A 16,134-nucleotide genomic window follows, 5' to 3' on the forward strand; every position below is an offset into this window, starting at 1 on the left:
TCGGGGGATCATGAACACGCTCACCACCGCCGCGGCTCGTATGGCCGTCGTCGTACTCAACCGCTTCGCCGATCTGAACACCCGTCGTGACCGAGGATCCGGTGTGGTGGAGACGATCATCATCGTGGCCGGGTTCGCCGGCTTGGCCTTCACCGTCTACCTCGCCGTCGCCGGCAAGGTGAACGGCTGGATCAGCAAGATCCCGGGCTCCTCCGGCCGGTGAACTCTCCTACCGTCGCGCGGTGGGATGCGGGTTCGGCGACCGTCACGGCCGCGATCGTCTTCCCCGCCGTTGGAGTGCTGTTCCTGGGGTTGGTGCAGGCGGTCATGGTCTCGGTCGCCCGGGACGTCGCGCTGTCGGCGGCTGAGGAAGGGCTGCGTGTCGCGCGTGCCCGCCACGGAACCGCGGCCGCAGGCCGCTCCGCCGCCGCGTCCTTCGCTGGCGCCGAACCCGTCTTGCGCTCACCAAGCGTGACCGTGTCAGGGGCCACGACTCTCACCGTCCACGTAACCGGAACCGCCCCGTCCATCCTGCCCGGTGTCGACATCAAGATCAGCCGCTCAGCTCGGGGCGCCCGGGAACGCTTCACCGTCCCCGAGCGGCCATGAGCAGCTACCGACAGAACAGCACGCTGCTGCGCGTGGGGGACGCTGGAAACGCGGCCGTTGAGGTAGCAATCCTCGCGCCGTTGTTCATCGCTTTCCTGGCCGGCCTGCTGGTGGCGATGCGCGTCCAGCACGGCAGCGCTGTTGTCGCCCAGGCCGCCGCCGACGCGGCCCGGCACGCCTCGATCGCCCGCACCGCCGCCCAAGCTCGCACGGACGCCAACTCCAGCGCGATGACCACGCTGAGCGATCGAGGGCTTCATTGCCGCCCACGGGTCCGGCTCGACCTGTCCGGCTTTCGTCGGCCGGTCGGCTCGACCGGAACGGTGTCCGCGAGGGTGACCTGCGTAATTCGGCTCGGCGATATCGCGCTACCGGGCATGCCCGGATCGCGCACCGTCACCCACACTCGCCGGTCCCCTATCGACCCGTACCGAGGACGGTGACCCACTCATGACCACGCGGACCACCTGCCCGCCACCTCGACGCCTTGACGACGAGGGGAGCGTGAGCATCTTCGCCGTCATCCTCACCCTGGTCGTGGTGGTGTTCTTCGGCGCTGTCGTCGACTTCGAGCAAAAGCTTGAAGCACGCCAGGACGCCAACACCGCCGCCCAGGAAGCTGCTCGCGCCGGCGCGGGCAGCGTCGACCTCGACCGCGCCTACACCGACGGCAGGTTCATCGTCGACCGCCGCGCGGCAATCCACTCCGCCCGCGCCTACCTACGAGCGGGCGGCTACACCGGCAGCGTGACGACGTCCGGGACCCGCGCCATCCGAGTCCACGTCACCGTCACTCGGCCCGCGCTGTTCCTGCCGGTCATCGGAATCAGCCACCTGCGCGCCGACGGTAGCGCGACCGCGAACCTGACCACCGGAGTGCAAGGACCCGCCCAGCCATGACTCATATCGCGCGTGCTCGCGCCGCCGAGATCCTGCAAGGAATCGGAGCCCTGCTGGTCTGCGTCGTTCTGCTGGTCGGAGTTCCGATCGGCTTGTACGCCGTGGCAGGGTCCCCACTCCCCGACTACGTTCCGTCCTGGGAACAGGTGATGGCGACGCTGTCGCGACCCGACACCGGCAACTGGCTGTTCCTTTGGGCGGTCCGGCTGCTCGGGTGGATGGCATGGGCCATGTTCGCTGTCGCGATTTGCAGCGAAACCGTCAGCTGCCTGGCCGGACGGACCACACCCATGCTGCCGCGCCCTGTGCGGCCCCTGCAGTCGCTGGCGCGAGACCTGGTCGCCACCACCACGCTTGTCTTCGGCACTGCCACGATCGTGACCCTCCCGGCGTCGGCTACCGCCCACGCCACCACCGATACCCCGCCCACCGGCGAGCCCAGTGCGTCCCCGTCCCACAGCACAGAGTGGGAACCACTACTCGCCGACGAGACGCCTACCTCATCGGCACCTCAAGAACCCACGCCAAAGACCAGAGTCGTCCATCGCGGGGACACTCTGTGGAGTCTGGCCCGCCGCGCCTACGGCTCCGGTGACCGCTACCCCCGAATCTTCAAAGCCAGCCGCACCATCGATCAGCCGCCCGGTATACCGGCCCTCACCAATCCCGACGAGCTCCACCCAGGTCAACGAGTGCGGATCCCTCCAGCCCCCAAGCGAGCGGACGGGCCTCCAACGGAACGCGGCACTGACGCCGCCCACCCTGAACGCCCTTCAGAGCCGAAGACCGACCACGATCACGGCCGTCCACCACACTCTTCCCACGGACCCAACGGCTCTGGAAGCCGCCCCTCGCAGGTGCCCAGCCCGGTCGTCGCCCCACCGGCGGATAACCCGCCTGCCAGCCACTCGCCGTCCACGCCGCGAGCCACCGCCGAAGACCGTCCGGGGATCACCCTGCCGTCCGGTTCCTATATCGGCCTGGGCCTCGCCGCAGCGCTCAGCATTGCCGTCGCCGCCACCCGCCTGCACCGACGCCGCCGACTCCACACCAACCCTGGCGACGTCTCGGCACACGAGTCAGCTGCGCTGCCGGAACCGGTCGCCAAGGCCCGCAAAGCCCATCTGGACCTCGCCTACGCCAACCACGACGCCCCCATCCCCTCCGACGCTGAACTCGTCGCGAGGGATGACGCCACGCCGCCTGACTCGATCGCTCTGGGCACTCGCGATCGCGCCCCCATCTACCTGCCGCTCGCCGGGCTCATTCTCGGTCTGACCGGCGATGGCGCACTCGCAGTGGCCCGAGCCATCACCACCGAACTCCTCGCCGAAGCACCCCGCGACCGCGCCGAACTCCTCATCCCCCGACCCGACGCCGACGCCCTCTACCCCGGTGCCGCCCTCACCGACATTCCAGGGTTCACCATCACGCCCAACCTCGCGGCGGCCACCTCCCAACTGGAGGCCGAGATCCTCCGCCGCGCCCGGCTCTTGGAAAACACCGACCAATCCGACCTGAATGCCGTGCGCGCCGCCGACCCCACCGACCCCCTCCCCGTCCTGCTCCTGACCGCCTCCGTCCCCGAACCAACGACCGCCACCGTCCAGGCCATCGCCCAGCTCGGCACCCGCTACGGCATCGGCACTCTCATCCTCGGCCCCGCACCGACGGGAACCACCCTGCATCTCACTGCCGACGCCACCGTCGCCCAAGCCGAAGGACCCCACGCCGACACCCTCACCGGAGCCTGCCTGTTCCACCTGACCAGCGACGACGCTGACGCCATGCTCCACACCCTCCGCACCGCCACCGGCGCCCCCGGACCTAAGACGGTCGACATCCCGGGACCACGAGCCACCTCCGACAACAGTTCGGAGATCACTCCCCACGCCCCGGCACCCGACGAACCCCTCATCTCGGCTCCCACCGACCAGGACCACCCCCGCCCGATTCGACTCCAGGTACTCGGACCGGTCCGCCTTCACACCACCGACGGCCCCATCACCACCGGAGTCCGCCGCAGCGCCCGCGACCTGCTCGCCTACCTCGCCCTCCACCCCAGCGGCATCACCCGCGACCAAGCCATCAACGCCCTCTGGCCGGACCACCAACCCGAAACCGCAACCACCCAGTTCAACACCGCCGTAGCCAACATCCGCAAGACTCTCCGCACCGCCACCGGCCTCCGCGAACCCATGTACGTCACCCACATCGCAGGCCGCTACCGCCTCGACCCGAACCTCATCGACGTCGACGAACAACGCCTCACCGCCGCCCTCACCAAGGCCCGTCACGCGGCCACCGACCCCGAACGCATCGCCGCGCTCACACCGGTCAGTGACCTCTACACCGCCGAGTTCGCCACCGACCTCACCCACGACTGGGCCGAAAACCACCGCGAACACCTCCGCCGAGCCGTCATCGATGCCCTGGCCCGCCTCGCCCAGCTCCTCCAACAGGACCACCCCGAGCAAGCCCTCAACACGCTGGAACAGGCGATCACCCACGACCCCTACGCCGAACCCCTCTACCGCCGCGTCATGCAACTGCAAGCCGAACTCGGCCACCCCGACGCCGCCCAACGCACCTATCGGCTCCTAACAGCCCGACTCGCAGACCTCGACACCGAACCCGACGAAAAGACCCACCAGATGCACACCGACCTCCAACGGCATTCCTGACCTGGATTCAGCGGTGGTTGGTGACGGAAGCCCGGTCCGGCGCCGTCGGCGGAGGAAGCTCTCAGACGTACCCGCTCCTCAGCACAGGTGACCGGGCTCTTCACGGCGGCCCTTACCTCTCGGGCGGAGGACTTTGCCGCCGAGCGCGGGTCCGATGGGCGAAGGCTTCGAGTGCGGCGGTGGGCTCGTCGTATATCAGTAGGGGTGCCTTGCGGTCGAAGCAGCGCACGGACACCACGTGCGCTGTCTCGCAAGCTAATAGTGGACAAATCAGTCTTTGGGGGACATTTGCCTCTGAAGAGGGATCCCCTGGGTTCTCAGCGGTAGGGGTTCCATGACAGAGGAAGGAAAAAGATGATTACAGAGCAACAGATTCCCAGGGTGCTGGACCACCCGCTTTACGATGAGCACGGCAGCAAGGTCGGCGACGTCAAGCACGTCTTCCTGGACGACCGGACCGGCCGCCCCGAGTGGCTGGGTGTCAAGACCGGGATGCTGGGCGCCAAGGAGACCTACGTGCCCGCCCAGCGGGCCGAGTTGGTCTCCGACCATGTCGAGGCGGGATACGAAAAGGACTTCATCAAGCAGGCACCCGACGTCGACCTCGAAGCCGGCGGCGAGCACATTCCCTCGGCCGAGGTGCAGCAGCTGTACCGCAACTACGGCATCGGCTCGGGCGGCCCGGAGCCGGCCGGCGCTCCCACGGAGGCGGCTCCTAAGCGGGCACACGAGCCCGACGACGCGATGACCCGCTCCGAAGAGAAGCTGCACGTCGGGACGGAGACCCGGGAGTCGGGCCGGGCCCGGCTGCGCAAGTACGTGGTCACCGAGGAGCAGCAGGTGACCGTCCCGGTCAGCCACGAAGAGGTCCGGGTCGAGCGCGAGCCGATCACCGATGAGAACCGGGACGCGGCGTTGCGCGGGGAGGAGATCACCGAGGCCGAGCACGAGGTCGTCCTGCATGAGGAGCGGCCGGTGGTGTCCAAGGAGACCACTCCGGTGGAGCGGGTGCGGGCCTCCAAGGAGACCGTGACCGAACAGGAGACCGTCGGTGGCGAGGTCCGCAAGGAGCGCATCGAGATGGAGGAGGACGACACCAGCCAGCGGGGCCGCCGCAAGCGGTAACCGCCGCCTCGACATCGACATGGCCACCCCACCAGCCACCGGGCCCCAGATGATCGGACGCCCGGACTCGCGCGGCTGATCGACGACGTGCCGTGCGGGTCCGGCCCCGCCCGCTCAGACAGATGGATCGGACAGGCGGTTGGGACAGCAGGGCCACCCGTACCGTGATGCCCCCGCGGGGACGCCCGTAGCGGCGCGTCGGCGCGCGGGTCAGGCGCCGGTCTGATCGTCCAGCTCCGCCTCGGGGGCGTTCTTGCGAACCGACTCGATCCCCTTCAGGGCCGACGCCTTGCTCTCATAGGCCTCGCTGGTAGCGATCACCTGACCATTAGTGGCGACCAGGTTGAAGTGGAACTTGCCGGTGGTGCCCTTCTTCAACTGAAACTTGCCAGCCATCTCTGCTCCCTTCGCCGAACCCGGCGCGCATCATGTGCGCCTCACCGGGGGTGCGTCTGTGATCGCGGCGAGTACTCCCCCATGGGGCCTGCTTTATGCGCCGATTTCCCAACAGCACAAGCCCCCGCTGCAACATCCCAGGTCGGGCCCACTGCAGGAAGCGCAGCCGGGCGGGCCGGTGCTCGGTGCCCGGCTGACTTGAGCTGGGCGGTGGCCGCCGACCAGGCAGTGCCTGATGCATGGAGCGCTCACCGGCCGCTGCCTGCGGTTCTGTCCGGACTGCTCATGGCCGACTGCTCATGGCCGACTCCGCCGCCTCCGCCTCCTCATAAAAGATTGTTTTTCGACAGCATTTCTCAGGAATCTGAGGACGGCGGGGGCGTCGTGGTCCGCACGAAGCGGCCTCCGTCTCCCTCTGCTGGCTCGACTCGCCAGCCATCCGGGATCTGATGGGCCAGTCCAGCGTCCGTCACCATCGCTGCTTCGAAGTCGACCCTAGAGGTGGACGCGCCACCAAAATCAACGATGTCGGTGAAGACCGCCTCGTCAAAGCGGGCCTCGGAGAAGGTTGCCCCGGCAAACAGGGCTTCCCCGATGAAGGTCGCGGAGGTGAACCAGGCGTCCCAGACGAAGATCGCCGAGCTGAAGATGGCGCGCTCAGTGAAGACCGTCCTGATGAACCCCGCGGACCTAAGGGTGGCTGCGCGGAACACGGCGGTTCCAGTGAAGGTCGTGTCATCGAACATAGCTTCCTCGGCGAAGGTCGCCTCGCCGAACTCAGCGTCCTTGGTGAAAACCGCCTCGGTGAACCAGACGCGCCCGGCGAAGGTAGCCGTCCTGAATACAGCGAACCCGTCAAAGGTCGCCTCACTGAAGTCGGTCTCCCCGGAGAAGGTCGTTGAGTTGAACCAGGCGGCGTTTCCGGTGAAGGCAGCGCGGGTGAAGGTGGCAGACGCGAGGCCACAGTCGACCAAGGCGAAGCCGGAAAGGGTGGCGCCAGTCAGGTCCAGGGAGATGTCAGCCCAGTGCTGTCCAGCGTCGGAGCGCAGGTGGGTGGTGAGGATGCGTTGCGCTGTGAGACGAACCTCGTGTTCCTCTCGCGGGTCCGGGCCATGGGTACCAGGTTCGGCCGGAGCGGCCCGACCGTCGCGAGCGGCGCGGTAGCGGGCGGCGTTGCGACGTGCCCGTTCGCGGTGCTCTTCGGCAGGGTCGGATGGGCGGGGCGGGCTGTAGGGCATGCGCAGGTAGGCGCAGATGATGTTGACGATCGTCTGCTGGTGCCGTGAATTGTCGTTGGCCAGCCGTTCCAAGGTGTATAGCGCGGTCAGCCGCACCGGGGCCTTGTCGGAACCGAGTTGTTCGGCGGCCGCGTTGTACAGCTCGGTGATCCGCCGCTCAATCGCGTCCTGATCGTTCAGGGCAGTGGCGAGTTCTTGATGGCGTTGCCGCCGGAACGCCAGCATCAGCCCGACCGACGCGGCCGCGCCGCCGCCGGCGGCCAGACCGGTACGGACGGCATCCACCCGGATCTTGGCCCGATCGGTGCCGGGCGGGGCGTCATCGGCGACGTCCAGCAACCAGGCGGTGGTCAGCCAGATCGCCAACGCCGCCGCCCCAGCGGCGGTCAGCATCCAGAACCCCGCCGCCAACGGCCGCACCCGTAACGGTTTGCCCTCACGCCGAGCCCGCGCCTGTGCCCAGCGCCGCCGTACCGGCTCCAGCCCCCGCCTCACACGGCCATGCGCGCCGCCTGGCGCCACCTCGCCCACAACGCTTTGACGCGGTCACCACACCCACCGTTCACGATGCCGTGATCGGTGGCAACGACCGCATCCGGCCTGTAACCCATTGCTTCCATGGGGGTGTCGGAAAACGATCTTGGATTCAAGGGGTCATGCATCACCGAAGATGATCTTGATCGTTTCGGAGGTGCGAGTGCGGGACTACGGGTTCTCGACGGCTCGGCAGGAGGAGCTGTGGAATCGTTGGCGTAGTGGTGAGTCGCTGGGCTGTATTGCCATGGTATAGAAGCGCAGCTGCAGCATGTGCGGCGGTTCCTGCTGCAGACCGGTGGACTGAAGAGTCCCCCGCGATGCCGGCCGTTGCGGCACCTGACGGCTGAAGAGCGTGAGGAGATCTCCCGGGGCATCGCCGCGGGCTTGTCCGGCAGGGCCATCGCCCGCGGGCTGGGCCGTCCGGCCTCGACGGTGTCCCGGGAGATCGTGCGTAACAGCGGCCGTGAGGCCTACCGCGCCGGCACGGACGATGCAGCCGCCGAGTAACGAGCCCGTCGCCCCAAGAAGGCGAAGCTGGCAGAGCGCCCGGATCTGCGAATCGTGGTCGAGGAACTGCTTGCACGACGCTGGTCACCACAGCAGATCAGCGGTCGACTGCGCCTTGACTCGCCCGACGACCCACCATGTGGATCTCCCACGAGACCATCTACCTGGCGTTGTGCGACCCCAGGCGCCGGCCCATCAACCGGCAGCTGTCCCGTCAACTGCGCACCGGCCGCCTGATGCGGCTTCCGCGTAAGGCCCGCCAGCCCAGCGGCCGCGGCCGCATCCGCGACATGCTGCCGATCAGCCAACGTCCCGCCGAGGCCGACGACCGCAAGACCGGTAGCCACTGGGAAGGCAATCTGGTTATGGGAACTCGGCCCTCTGCCATGGCCACGCTGGTCGAACGCACCAGCCGCCTGGTCTGCCTCGTCGCGCTTCCCGACGGCCTCAAAGCCCACCAAGTCCGGCCGCATCTCACCCGCGCCGCGCTGCAGATCGAACCCCACCTGCGGCGAACGCTGACTTGGGACCGCAGTCGCGAGATGGCCGAACACGCCTGCTTCACCGCCGACACGGCCATGCCCGTCTACTTCTGCAAACGTCGTAGCCCCTGGCAGAGAGGAACCAACGAAAACACCAACGGCCTCCTGCGCCAGTACCTGCCCAAAGAACCGCGACCTGAGCACATTCACCCAAGCAGAACCGGACGCCATCGCCGCCGACCTCAACCACCGGTGCGGCGGTCGCTGGCGCGGTCGCCTGGATACGGGCCGGGCATCATGTTGATGAGGTCCGTTCTCTAGGGACCGGCGAGCGGCGCATGATCGTGCGCGGAGCCTTTCGGTGCTACCGCGCGGGAGAACGCCGGACTAGCGACGAGCCCGCCGATCCTGACGGACGATCGTTCCTGCCCACTGGCGTCCGGCACGCGGCCCTCGCCCGCAGCTGAAGGCGATCGGCTGACGGCTGCCAATCCGCGGGCCGGGAGGCCGCCGAGGGGCTCGGGCCACCGCCTCGGGCCGCCTCGGGCCGCTCCGGGGGCCTCGGGGGCATCGGGGGCAAGAGCATTGATCGCCTTCAAGCGCCCCCAGGCCTCCGCCTGACCCCTCGGGCGGCGCTCTCAGCCGGGTCGCTGCCCAGGCCCCGGACGGCGCCGGACGCCCTGCAGCGGGCGACTGCAGGGGCTAGTTAGAGTTTTGACAAGGCTTAGGAAGCCTAGTTAGAGTTTTGACATGCCGCCACGGATGACGCTGCAGACCCAGCTGGTGTTGCAGGCGCTGCTGCGCAACCCCGCCCGCGAGTTGTACGGACGGGAACTCTCGGAGGAGACCGGGCTGATGCCCGGCACCGTCCACCCGATCCTGCTGCGCCTGGAGAAGGAGGGTTGGGTCACCTCCCGCAAAGAGGACATCGACCCGCACACCGAAGGACGCCCGGCCCGCCGCTACTACCGCCTCACTGCCGATGGCGCCGCCCAGGCCAGCGCCGCCCTGTCGGCCGCCCGCCGCCCGCGCCGCGCCGCGCTGCGCGACCTGGCCGGAGAAGGCGGTGAATTCTGATGTCCCCTTATGACCGTCGTCTTGTCGCTGTCGTCTTCGCCCTCGCCTTTGCCCTCATTCTCATCGCCGCCGCCGTCGACGGCGGGCCAGCCAGCGTCGGCGCCACCGTCAGCACCGGCGTCACGGCCAGCGCCTTAATCCTCGCCCGCAGATCGGTCCGCCGCGACAGGCGAACGGGGAGCCGCAGCATCTTCCGGGCCGAGTGGGGCCGTCGCCTGCGGGGCTGTGGGGCGCGGCACCGGAAGGTGGCGGACGGGCGGCTGGTGCGGGTCGCGGCGGCGGTGATGGCACCGCCAGCCCGGCGGCGGTGGCTGGAGGACGTCGAGGTCACCCTCTACGACTTCGCGCCCGAACGGCACCAGGCGCTGCTACACGACTTCCTCGCGCACGCTCCTGCGGTCATCGTCGCCGGCTGGGCAGCATGGGCGGGAGAGCTGCCGCGCGCGCTGGCGGGCATCCGGCACCGTCCGTCCGGGTCGGACTGATGAGGTCCCGGGTCCCCGCCGCCTCGGTCTCGGCGCCGCCGGTCGGTCGGCCGCCCACCCGGCGGGGCTCGTTCGGGCTGGCGGCGACGCTGCTGGCGGTCCCGACGGTGGTGATGCTGCTGGATCCAGGGCTGGCGGTCGTGCTGTACGCCGCCGAGTGCGCGGTGATGCTGCTGATGCTGCTCACCGCCGTCTTCGCCCCGGACCCGGTGTGCGAGCGCGCCTTCCGGCTGCTGCGTTGGATGACTGGGCAGCCCGAACCGGCCCCGCCAGCCGCCCCCTCGGCCGCGCCGCCGAACCCGGCCGACGCGTCCGTGCCGTCCCCGCGGCCGGCGCCCCCCCACGAGCCCCGGTCCTGACGAATAGAAGTGCCCCCGCCGCGGCGGTTCCGGATTTCGACGCAGGGGATGCTGGCGGTGCAGCCTAAGAGGTCGTACACGGATGACGGCCCCGGTTCCCAGCAACGAGAAATGCACAGATGTGCCTCACTTTTCGAGTTTTGGCGGATTCGCCGTTTTGAGGACGCCATGGCCGACCTCCGCACTCAAGATGGTTCACCTGTTTGCGCTTATGACCTGGGAAACGGAGTGGATGGCCACGTGGGCGCGGGCGGCGGTCCGGCAGCGCCCGTATCCGGTGTGCAGGACGGCGGCCTGCCGGCGGTGCTGCTGGCGGGCGTGCCAGGCCTGGATGAGGCGGACCACGGCCAGCAGGGCCAGGACCAGCGCGGCAATCCCCACTGCGACCGCGGCGTTCTCAGTGCTGCCGCGGCGGGTGGCGGCGCGGACGAACCGGGCGACCTCGGCCAGGTCTGATCCCGCCGGGGACCGGTGGGCGCCGTGGTGGGCGCGGGTGCTCGGCGAGGGGGGTGTCTGGGCTGGCCAGGCCAGGGTGTGGGCGGCGGCGGCCAGTTCGCCGTCGTCAACGCGGTCGACCAGCAGGCTGAGCAGCCCGGCGGTATCGGACGCGACCGCCGCCCATCAGGCGAGGTCGCCGTGCGGGAGGTCGCGCAGGGCGCGGGCAGCGGCGCCGACGCGGCCCGCAGCCCGCTGCCACTGCTCGGCGTCCGCCCCGGCGGGCTCGTGGGCGGACAGTGCGGCGTCAAGGTGTGCGGGCTCACCCGTGCGGGCGGGACCGGAGGCTTGTACCCGGTCAGGGGCGCTCGGGGTCGAGGCCGCTCCTGGCAGCTCTCGGCAAGGATCCGCTTGTGCTCGTCCGACGTGCGGGCGGCCAGGAGCCGCCGGGCCAAAGGCGCATATCGGCGGGCGCCGTCCTGATGCGGCGCTTCGCGGGGCGATGTCCTCGTCCGCAGGGGGTGGAACCGGCGTCAGCACGGCCTCGGCCAGGAAAGCACCTGGTTAAGCCAGGTCAGCGGCGGCCATGCCGGGAAAGATCGCTTCGTTCGCGGCCTGCGCGAGTGCAGCCTGTGCAATGCCGGGGATTCCGATCCGGTTCCAATGAAAGATCACATGGAGAGCGGTCACACTGCGGATTCCTCGTGTAAGGCGGCCGCTGTTTCGCAAGGCTTTCAGTTGTCTGCCTGCCTTCTCGAACGCGGTGAGCCAGTCGTTTCCGATGTCTTCTGGCCGGGCTGTGCCGAGCAGAAGTTGGCGGACGTCGTCGGTGAAGGAGGCCCACGTGGCGGGCTCGGGTGGTTCCCGGCGCAGGACGGAGCGTTGTTCGGCGATTCGGGCCCACACGTCGCCTTGCTCTTCGAGTTCCAGGCCTGCGGCCCGCATGAGAGCGGTGCAGAGGATCAGTGATCGTTCTCTGCGGTCGGTGGGGGCGCCGTTGAGGAAGGCGAGCAGGTTGCGGCTGTCGGCGTGGAACAGTTCGTGTGCGGTGTCCATGCTGGCGTGGCCGCCGAAGGCGTGGATCTCGGGTTCGTAGATGTCGCTGGTCCAGGCGACGCCTTGGGTGAGCAGGGGGTGGACGGAGCAGTCGCCGCGGTTGCTTGTTTCGGTGGGTAGGTAGCGGATGCGCCAGCGGTCCTTGCGGATGAAGAACCAAGAGGTGATGAGGCCGTCCACCTCGGCGTCGGGGAGGACCGAGCCCAGATGGGCGACGGCTTGGCGTTCGCGCTCCTGGGGGTCCTGGCTGGGGAAGTCGATGTTCACCTGCGTCCAGGAGGTTTCCGGGGAGGTTTCGTCCACGCTCTGGCCTTTCGTCAGCACAGCAGGAGGCAGGCGTCCCAGGATGTGGCGATCCCAGTGGCGGTCAAGTTCGCACCGGCCGTTCCGTCGAGGAGGCCGGGTGGCTCGTCGGGGGCGGCAATGGCTTGCCGGTGCAGGTCCAGCAGTCGAGGGACGGGAATCGGGCTGAGGGCGTCGGCGGCGATGCGCCGGCCAGCCGCCAGGAGGCCGCCAGTTCCGTGGCAGAGGCCGCGGCAGGTGAGGCGCGCCAACTGCTGGGGGTCGCTCATGCACGCCACGAAGGCCGTCTCGGCCTTCTTCTGGCGGTCGGTGTCCCCGAGGGCGCAGGCGGCGAGTTGCTGGGCGCGGGCGATGCCCGGGGTCCCATAGCACCAGGATGGCCGCAACGGGCCCGGCTGGCCCTCAGCGTCTTGGCGTAACTCGTCCAGGGTGATGATCTGTGGCCACCATGCGTGGCCTGCATCGGTCTGGCGTTCCCATTGGTCGAGCCACTGGCAGATGTGGGCGATCGCCGCTAGTTGCCCGTCGGTGTGGACTCCGTCGATCATTGTCAGTGCCATCAGGGCGAGGGGCCCGGTGACTCCATGGGCCATCCCGTGATTGCTGTGGCCTCCGGCGGGGCCGGGCTTGTTCCAGTGGGGACCGGTCGGGCACCACCAGCCGGGGAGTTCGTCGAGCGGCTCGGTGAGCCGGACCAGGTACGTCAGCACGTCGCGGAGCAGATCGACGGCGCCGATGCGGCGGAGGGCGACACCGAGTCCGGTAAGGCCGCGGATGAGGTCGAACTCGGCGTAGGCCGGGCGCCGCTGTTGGTCGATACGCCGGTGGGCGGCCTCCAGGCGCTGGCGTGTCACCGTCGCGGTACCTGCGGCGGCGACGGCCTTGGCGCGGGTGAGCTCCGGCTGGTCCGACGCGGCGAGGACGAACGCCAGGGCCGGAGCCCCGTAGTAGAGGCTGGCCCCGGTGGCGACGCTGACGCCGCCGGAGACGGCTTCCTGCAGCGTCGCGTAGGCGGCGTCCCAGTTGCCGGTTTCCAGGTGGAGAAGGGCGACGCCGGCGGCTCCCTCGGCGAGGTTCTGCTCCCTGCTCATGGGATGTCGGCCACGGTGTCTCGGTCGTGGCGTCCGGTATGGAGGTGGGTGTGGGCGATCGCGCGCGCCAGCCGTAGGCAGTGCTCCTCGGATGCGGTGTCGACGCCGATCATGCGGGTGTGGTGGAGGTGCAGCAGGTCCGCCAGGACCTGATCGGTATCCAGCCCGTCCTGGTCGGCGCGGGCCCGATACGTGGCCAGCGTCCCCGCCAGTGCTGAGGTGTCCGGGTCGTCGTCCGGGTAGGGAGTGCTGGCGCGGGCGAGCTGCGCGGGATCCAGGCGCGGTCCGCTGCGGTGCGGCATGTGGTTGACGAGCCACTGCAGGCCGTTGCCACCGGTGAATCCGTGAGCAATGTTGATCATTCCGGCGGCGGTAGCGGCCTCCCGGTCGCCTGACAGCCGCCCGAGGACGGTGCGGGAGTCAGCGGCGAAAACCTTCTCGGCTGCGATCAGGGTCGGCCCGCTTCCGTAGCGGGTTTCAGGCCGGTAGGTCGCCAGGGTGTAGTCGACCACCAGTCCGTCGTCGTGCAGGCGCTCCGCCCACTGGGCGAGGTCATGAGTGGCGCTCGCGAACTCGCGCCTATCGCGCAGCGGGATTCGTAGTCGCAGGTGGTGGGCTGGGTCGGGGTAGCGCAGGAACCACCAGTCCGCGGGGAGGCCGGGGAGGCGGGCGAGGATGTCGGTGAGGATGTCCGGGGATCGGCCGTACAGGCGGGCATCCAGCCACCGCGACCGTCCGGGCCGGTGCTGCAGGGTGCAGGCTGGACGGGCTGGTCGGGCCGGACGCGGGGGGTGCTGCGGTGTCGCGGTGAGGGTGAGCAGGAGTTCGGCGGGCCTGCCACCGATCCAGCCGGACGGCCCGTCGGCTTCGGTGAGGGCGGCGCCGCCGTACCGGTGGAGATGGCTGCGCAGCACCGCCAGGTGGGCGGGCTCATTCAGGTCCAGGCGCAGCCGCACATCGTCGAACCCGCGATCCTGGCTGATCAGAACCTCACGCGGCACACTGTGCTGTTCGCGGTGTCGCTGCCAGGCGTCCTCCCATTGCGGCCATGACGCGGCGCGGCCGGGAAGTGCGGCCGCCGAGATGGTCCAGCGGGCCGAATGCAGAATGGCACGGCCCCGCCGGACCCTCGGCAGGAACGGCAGACCGCTGGCGTGCCCCCAATCAAACCTGGCGCACGGGGCCGTCCATGCCGTCCAGATCTCGGTCAAGAACCGCACGAGCGGCTGCTGGGCAGTCGGCAACATCACGCAGTTGAGTAGGAGCGGCTCGACCGGCCGCCCAGTGGTGGCCGATACCAGCCACAGCCGCTCGCCGTCGCCGGCCACTGCTAGGTCCGCGACCGTCCAGTGAGGATCGGGGTGGAAGTCCCCGACCGGCAGCACGGGAAGCAGCTCGGGCGTGCGGGCCACGGTGGCCAGGCGGGTCTGAAGCGGAGGCGCGGACAACTGCACGATGGCCGCGCCGGGCATCGCGGTCGGAAGGCCCGCATAGACGTCGCGGAAGCGCTCCAGCTCGCCGGCGGTGAGCAGGTGCAGGAACCGTCCGGCCGCGACCCCGGCGTGTCGGGCACCGCTGGTTACGGTCAACGTGAACGCGCCCCGGTCGAGGTCGCGTGGTGTGTGCGCGGCAAGGGTGAACCGCAGTTCGGTGTGCGGTATCGGTGGCCGGGCATCGTCGCCGCGCAGCGCGGCGACGAGCTCATCATTCAGCACGATGTCTGCGCAGTCGTCCAGGGCCGACCGCTGGGCAAGGTCGGCGAGCAACGCATCGCGGGTGGTGAATGCCGCCGGGTCGCGGTGGGGTGAGCCGCGGTACCCGGCAGGGAATCCCAGGATGTTCACTACTTCGCGCAGCGGCACGGCGGCGCCTGGGCCCCACCGTTCGATGAACGCGCGGTGGTAGGCGGCCCAGCCGGGCAGGCGTGGCGCCACGGCGGTGAGCGTTCCGGCCGCGTCTTCGGCTGCGGCGATTACGGCGGGGGTCAGCGTCACCGAGCAGCCGACCCGCAGGTCGACTGCGGTCTGGTGGCTGGGCTCGGGTCGGTTCAGGTGGTGGGCCAGGTGTGCGGCCGGGTCGGTCACCGTCATAGGTGGCCGGATCGCTGACAGCAACACCCCTGCGTTCACCAGCGCGGTCAGCAGTTGTTCCGCTTCGGCCGTACCGCCAGGGAGTGTGTCGGCCACCCTGGCGGCCAAGTCCCCGAACGCGATCGCGGAGGCGGCCGTCTCGACCGCCACCCGTACCGGATCGGTCAGGGCGATCTCAACGTCCCAGATCCGGTCGTGCTCGGCGCGGGCGCACGGCAGCACCCACCGCCCGCCCCGGGCGTATCCGAGGGGGTTGGTCATCACCGAGACCGTGCGCAGGACCGGTAGATCCCGCTCGGCCTGCGCGATGTACTTGGCGACGAAACGGTCGTCGGGACGGGCCACCGCACGGTGCCGCCCGCTCCAGTGGACCGCTGCGTGCGGGCCGAGTTCAACCGGCGCCACGCCCGCGAAGCGACCGAAGGGGGTCGCGCGGGTTGTCCACCTCAGCAGGTACCGGATCGTGGCCTCCACCATGCGCCGTAACCGGCGCGTCTGGACCGCCTCTCCGTCCAGAGCGCGGGTGACCTGGGCGGCCAAGTCGGGGGCGGCGGGAGTGACGGTGGCCGCGAACTCCGGCAGCGCCCACGCCTGCCGCAGCCACTGCAGCCACTGCGCGGGCTGGTCGGCGGTCAGGTCAGGCCAGGCGGGCAGGACCAGGTCATCGGGGTAGGCGGCGGCTCTGATCAGCGCCGCACCTGTCGCTTGGAACATGGGTCGCTCACCGCCCCGGAAGGTTGGAAGGAAGGTGGTCGCGCAC

At 69.5% G+C, this 16,134-nt stretch carries 17 protein-coding genes; 12 read left to right on the top strand and 5 right to left on the bottom strand.

Features of this window, described 5'->3' with window-relative positions; genetic code table 11:
- Nucleotides 1–10 precede the first annotated feature (10 nt).
- From FKD65_RS18975 to FKD65_RS18995, 5 genes are all read left to right on the top strand, one after another.
- Nucleotides 11–223, top strand: a complete 213-nt coding sequence (locus tag FKD65_RS18975) for a hypothetical protein (RefSeq protein WP_141578768.1) — start codon at nt 11–13, stop codon at nt 221–223.
- 382 nt (nt 224–605) lie between these two features.
- Complete coding sequence (locus FKD65_RS18980; protein ID WP_141578769.1) at nt 606–1,052, top strand: TadE/TadG family type IV pilus assembly protein; 447 nt, start codon at nt 606–608, stop codon at nt 1,050–1,052.
- 61 nt (nt 1,053–1,113) lie between these two features.
- Complete coding sequence (locus FKD65_RS18985; RefSeq protein ID WP_168221097.1) at nt 1,114–1,509, top strand: pilus assembly protein TadG-related protein; 396 nt, start codon at nt 1,114–1,116, stop codon at nt 1,507–1,509.
- Nucleotides 1,506–4,193, top strand: a complete 2,688-nt coding sequence (locus tag FKD65_RS18990; RefSeq protein WP_141578771.1) for a BTAD domain-containing putative transcriptional regulator — start codon at nt 1,506–1,508, stop codon at nt 4,191–4,193. Before FKD65_RS18985 ends, FKD65_RS18990 begins: the two co-directional genes overlap by 4 nt.
- A 354-nt stretch (nt 4,194–4,547) precedes the next feature.
- Nucleotides 4,548–5,318, top strand: coding sequence for a DUF2382 domain-containing protein (locus FKD65_RS18995; protein ID WP_141578772.1), 771 nt, complete (start codon nt 4,548–4,550; stop codon nt 5,316–5,318).
- 210 nt (nt 5,319–5,528) lie between these two features.
- Here the strand turns inward: FKD65_RS18995 and FKD65_RS19000 are convergent, their stop codons facing one another.
- Nucleotides 5,529–5,714, bottom strand: coding sequence for a YegP family protein (locus FKD65_RS19000; RefSeq protein WP_141578773.1), 186 nt, complete (start codon nt 5,712–5,714; stop codon nt 5,529–5,531).
- 356 nt (nt 5,715–6,070) lie between these two features.
- Nucleotides 6,071–7,345 carry a pentapeptide repeat-containing protein gene (locus FKD65_RS19005; protein WP_141578774.1) on the bottom strand — a complete coding sequence of 425 codons (1,275 nt, stop codon included), beginning with the start codon at nt 7,343–7,345 and terminating at the stop codon, nt 6,071–6,073.
- 414 nt (nt 7,346–7,759) lie between these two features.
- Here FKD65_RS19005 and FKD65_RS44965 point away from each other — a divergent pair, with 414 nt between their 5' ends.
- From FKD65_RS44965 to FKD65_RS19035, 7 genes are all read left to right on the top strand, one after another.
- Nucleotides 7,760–7,996, top strand: coding sequence for a helix-turn-helix domain-containing protein (locus tag FKD65_RS44965; RefSeq protein ID WP_240810237.1), 237 nt, complete (start codon nt 7,760–7,762; stop codon nt 7,994–7,996).
- Between the two features lie 137 nt (nt 7,997–8,133).
- Nucleotides 8,134–8,799 carry an IS30 family transposase gene (locus FKD65_RS44970; RefSeq protein ID WP_205718708.1) on the top strand — a complete coding sequence of 222 codons (666 nt, stop codon included), beginning with the start codon at nt 8,134–8,136 and terminating at the stop codon, nt 8,797–8,799.
- A 429-nt stretch (nt 8,800–9,228) separates the two neighbouring features.
- Nucleotides 9,229–9,555 (top strand): PadR family transcriptional regulator, encoded by a 327-nt coding sequence (locus FKD65_RS19015; RefSeq protein ID WP_240810238.1) that lies wholly within the window; start codon nt 9,229–9,231, stop codon nt 9,553–9,555.
- The gene (locus FKD65_RS19020) at nt 9,555–10,040 is read left to right on the top strand and encodes a hypothetical protein (RefSeq protein ID WP_141578775.1); all 486 of its coding nucleotides are present in this window, start codon (nt 9,555–9,557) and stop codon (nt 10,038–10,040) included. The genes FKD65_RS19015 and FKD65_RS19020 overlap by 1 nt, the downstream gene beginning before the upstream one ends.
- Nucleotides 10,040–10,399, top strand: a complete 360-nt coding sequence (locus FKD65_RS19025) for a hypothetical protein (protein ID WP_141578776.1) — start codon at nt 10,040–10,042, stop codon at nt 10,397–10,399. Before FKD65_RS19020 ends, FKD65_RS19025 begins: the two co-directional genes overlap by 1 nt.
- 48 nt (nt 10,400–10,447) lie before the next feature.
- On the top strand, nt 10,448–10,855 hold the full coding sequence (locus FKD65_RS19030) for a hypothetical protein (protein WP_141578777.1): 408 nt from the start codon (nt 10,448–10,450) through the stop codon (nt 10,853–10,855).
- A gap of 78 nt (nt 10,856–10,933) precedes the next feature.
- Entirely contained in the window at nt 10,934–11,317 is a 384-nt protein-coding gene (locus FKD65_RS19035) for a hypothetical protein (protein ID WP_141578778.1), read from the top strand.
- 81 nt (nt 11,318–11,398) lie between these two features.
- Here the strand turns inward: FKD65_RS19035 and FKD65_RS19040 are convergent, their stop codons facing one another.
- The 3 genes from FKD65_RS19040 to FKD65_RS19050 are packed head-to-tail and all read right to left on the bottom strand — an operon-like array spanning nt 11,399 to nt 16,088.
- Nucleotides 11,399–12,193 (bottom strand): thiopeptide-type bacteriocin biosynthesis protein, encoded by a 795-nt coding sequence (locus tag FKD65_RS19040; protein ID WP_141578779.1) that lies wholly within the window; start codon nt 12,191–12,193, stop codon nt 11,399–11,401.
- A gap of 14 nt (nt 12,194–12,207) precedes the next feature.
- Entirely contained in the window at nt 12,208–13,284 is a 1,077-nt protein-coding gene (locus FKD65_RS19045; protein ID WP_141578780.1) for a lanthionine synthetase C family protein, read from the bottom strand.
- A complete protein-coding gene (locus FKD65_RS19050; protein WP_141578781.1) occupies nt 13,281–16,088 on the bottom strand; it encodes a lantibiotic dehydratase in 2,808 nt (935 codons plus the stop codon). Before FKD65_RS19050 ends, FKD65_RS19045 begins: the two co-directional genes overlap by 4 nt.
- Between the last annotated feature and the right edge of the window lie 46 nt (nt 16,089–16,134).

This window comes from Actinomadura sp. WMMA1423 (assembly GCF_006547145.1).
Taxonomy (GTDB): Bacteria; Actinomycetota; Actinomycetes; order Streptosporangiales; family Streptosporangiaceae; genus Spirillospora.